The organism is Paracoccus angustae, assembly GCF_042648745.1.
Classification (GTDB): Bacteria; Pseudomonadota; Alphaproteobacteria; order Rhodobacterales; family Rhodobacteraceae; genus Paracoccus; species Paracoccus angustae.
Map to the genome: position 1 here is coordinate 1 of NZ_JBHRXY010000087.1, position 3,231 is coordinate 3,231.

General features: G+C 57.0%; 3 protein-coding genes. 1 reads left to right on the top strand and 2 read right to left on the bottom strand.

Annotated features, from left to right (window positions below; all coding sequences use genetic code 11):
- Positions 1-333: 333 nt before the first annotated feature.
- Positions 334-777, bottom strand: coding sequence for a helix-turn-helix domain-containing protein (locus ACFOM8_RS22695; protein ID WP_377764636.1), 444 nt, complete (start codon positions 775-777; stop codon positions 334-336).
- A gap of 875 nt (positions 778-1,652) precedes the next feature.
- Here ACFOM8_RS22695 and ACFOM8_RS22700 point away from each other — a divergent pair.
- Positions 1,653-2,321 (top strand): hypothetical protein, encoded by a 669-nt coding sequence (locus ACFOM8_RS22700; RefSeq protein WP_377764637.1) that lies wholly within the window; start codon positions 1,653-1,655, stop codon positions 2,319-2,321.
- Positions 2,322-2,389: 68 nt separating this feature from the next.
- On the opposite strand, the gene ACFOM8_RS22705 is transcribed toward ACFOM8_RS22700, so the two are convergent.
- Complete coding sequence (locus ACFOM8_RS22705; protein WP_377764638.1) at positions 2,390-3,154, bottom strand: replication initiation protein; 765 nt, start codon at positions 3,152-3,154, stop codon at positions 2,390-2,392.
- Between the last annotated feature and the right edge of the window lie 77 nt (positions 3,155-3,231).

Sequence of the window (3,231 nt, forward strand, 5' to 3'; positions counted from 1 at the left end):
TGCGAGGGGTTCCGGGTAATTGCGTGATCGTCAGTCAGCCTCGCATATACCCGGAACCTCTCGCAATAGGTTTGTCAGCCTGTGGATAGCACCGGGTTTTTCTCGCATTAAACCGGGTTTTTCTCGCATTAAACCGGGTTTTTCTCGCATTTCGCGCCGATTACATCAATTAAATCAGTTACTTACCGATACAAAAAACAAGAAAAAACAAGAAAAAAGGGGGCTTTGGGGCTGCTGGATGCCCTGAAAGTGCCCTGTTTGAGCCTCTGGAGAGGGGCGGATTTGCGCAGAATGGGGGTGGTTTGGGGCCGTTGCACCCAAACTGGCAGCGGATCAGGACTTGGCCGAGAAGGGCCACAAGCGGCGCTTGGCCCCGGGTGTAGGAGCCTCTGGCATGGAAGCACCGCCTGCGGCCAGTTCCCGAACCTGTTCCTGCAGGTTCTCGATTTCGGCTCTGAGAGCGCCGCACAGCGCCTCTAGAGCATCTAGGCGGGCATGGATCGCAGAAGATGCGTTCTGCCCGTCTACGGCGCTTTCAGAGCCTCTAAGAGGCATCTGCGAGGCGGTGGGTATCTCGCCTCTCCGAAAACGACCATCGGCGCCCCTGCCCGCGCTCACCGGTCTCTGGGCCGTCCAGCGGTCGAGATCGTCCAGGTCGATGGCCCACCGGTTGCGGTGCTTCGTGGCCACAAGTTCCCCGGCGACAATGGCCCGGGTGATCGTGGCGCGGCTCTGGCCGGAGCGCTCGGCGGCGGCATTTGGGGTCAGTCTGGTCATACCCCACCATGAGCAAGATTGAGCAGACAAGCAAAGCTCTACCTTGGCATCTGTCCTGCCTCGACCTTGAGGGAGGGACTGTAGCAGGAAATGTAACTTGGCAGCGTTACACTCTGGTCCGCACCGCAGGACCCCAGTGAACGCTGGCAATTGTGGCGGTTTGGAGGCTCTGGCGGAGCGTTACACCGAAATCAGCGGTTTTGGGCGGTTTGAGCGGCCAAAAAAACGGGCGCAGGAAGGGCCCCTCGTGGCGACATTGGCCCGAAATGGGACGAAACGAGGCGAAATAGAACGAAATAACCGGCGAGATCCCTCCCAGCCTTATAGGGCAGTCGGTTGCCGCCCCGCCGTGCCTCGTAAGGGGAAGATGGCGGGAAATGTCGAATGTATACTTCGCTGTGTTGCCGCCCTGTCTCTGCTGGGCGAGGCGGACGTGACGAGCGATTTTGGCGAAGAACGGCGCTGTAAAAAATTAGACTTCTATTTCTTGCCAAATTGACTTCCGCCGAGGGGAACAAGCGCCTTCGGAGCCGGTTAAGCGCGCCATGTTCGACGACCTGCCCCCTGCTCCCCAGAAGCCACCTGAAATGCCGCCTCGCTTGAAGGAACTGGCGCAGGAGCTTGCTGACGCTCTGCGCCAGGCGCGGAAGCCTAGCAGGTAGGCCATCCGCCCCTGCCTGCCCTACAGCCCGCTTTGATCCGAGCAGGCAGGCAGGGGCTCCTGTTGCGCCAGGTGGAGAGATCCAACAGTCGGAGGACGGAGGCTAGGTAACAGCACACAAGCGAATCTAGTTACATTAACCAAAAAAACTTGGTTTGACAGTGTTTATAACCAAATTTATAACTAATCTTAGGTTCATGTATGGAGATTCGTTATGATCAACCCTAAAGAAACTGAAAGTTCCTATCGCTTCCTGACCGAAGCTGCCATGAAAGCCCTTCAGGAAGATGGCTGGTCCATCAGCAAGTCAACCGGTCATGGAAGAGCAAATGTTTGGAATATAAACAAAAATGGAAAGTCTGGCCGAGTCTCCATCCGTACTACTCGGGACCGATGGATTGCGTATCAACCCCTGAAGAAAGGCAGCAGTTGGAAAACTCTTGGTGAGGTAGACTTTGTTTGTGTTTCAGCGTTTGTGTACAACGAGAAGTCAGAAGGTCCAATCGGTGTAAACGTTCACCTGATTGACGCTTCAATAGTCAAAGAAGCTTTCAACCAAAACTACAGTGCCAGAGTTTCTGAGGGCCACACCGTAACCGATAATTTCGGTATGTGGGTCTGCATTGACCAGTGCAGTGGCACTCAAGCTGCACACGTTGGGTCAGGCTTTGCTACTGAAAAAAACCTGATCGCTAACTATCCGCTGGATAGTCTCATTGCTGCTTCCACAGATCAGGCCGCCAACTTGCCACAGGTGCAACAGGCCAGTCATTCCAAGCCGGTCTCAGTTTCAGATATTCTCGACCAAGCCCGCATCGATATTTCAAAAATCACCGGGATCCCGGTAGAGGGGGTCTCCCTTGATCTCCACCTGAAGGCATGACCTAGGCCAGCCTCAACGGTGAGCCTGGACGCGGCCCGCTCACATCACGACGGGCCGTAGGGACGTGTTCAGGCAGGGGTTGCTTCAAGCGGGAGGTCGATCTGGCTGGCGTTCTCAAAGGTGAACCGCAGCCGGGCGATCTTGCGGCCCCGACGAATGGGTTCAACCTCTGCCGCGATGTTGGTCTTTGCCGCAAGTTCAGCAATCGCCGGGTCGATCACGAAGCGGCGGGCATCGTTGAAGTTGCGGCGATAGCTTTTCGGGGTTTCCATGATGACGTGGAAGCGGTCCATGTCCACCTCCCAGATCCCGGTGTCCCGGAAACGTGTGAGGTTCTCGAACAGCCGCCAGCTATAGGTCGATCGGAGGGCCGCGGCCTTCGAGAGCTGATAGCTTGTGAAGTGCTTCCTCAGCTGCACGAGGAACTGCGCAATCTCTGGGGCGAAAGCCAGAGCAACCTCGCCCGCGCCCTTTTCGTAGTGGATCGAAGACACCCACCGCATCTTGCTTACCCTGATCCGCTGCCCGTTGGGACCGACATGCTCGATGTGGGTGATATACCGCTGGAACAGGTTCTCCTGCGCGTCCCGAAGCTGCTCATAGGCCGTGTCAGCATCGACCCCGTACTGCTCCGCAAAATCCACGGCCAAAATCTTGATCGGCTTGCCGGGTAGTGCGGCTGCCTTGGGCGACAGCCTCGTCACTGCCATCGCCACCAGCCGCTTCTCGCCAAGGTTCAGGCCATGAGACGCGCTCACCAGCGTGTTGTGCATTGTGACATTGCCGCCGGCAGGCAGCTTCGCGGCAGGGGCGTCTTTGCGGGGGCGGGCCATTGCGAGGGGTTCCGGGTAATTGCGTGATCGTCAGTCAGCCTCGCATATACCCGGAACCTCTCGCAATAGGTTTGTCA

Coding starts and splice junctions, on each gene's coding strand:
- ACFOM8_RS22705 (WP_377764638.1), bottom strand. CDS start 3,154: ATGGCCCGCCCCCGCAAAGACGCCCCTGCCGCGAAGCTGCCTGCCGGC.
- ACFOM8_RS22700 (WP_377764637.1), top strand. CDS start 1,653: ATGATCAACCCTAAAGAAACTGAAAGTTCCTATCGCTTCCTGACCGAA.
- ACFOM8_RS22695 (WP_377764636.1), bottom strand. CDS start 777: ATGACCAGACTGACCCCAAATGCCGCCGCCGAGCGCTCCGGCCAGAGC.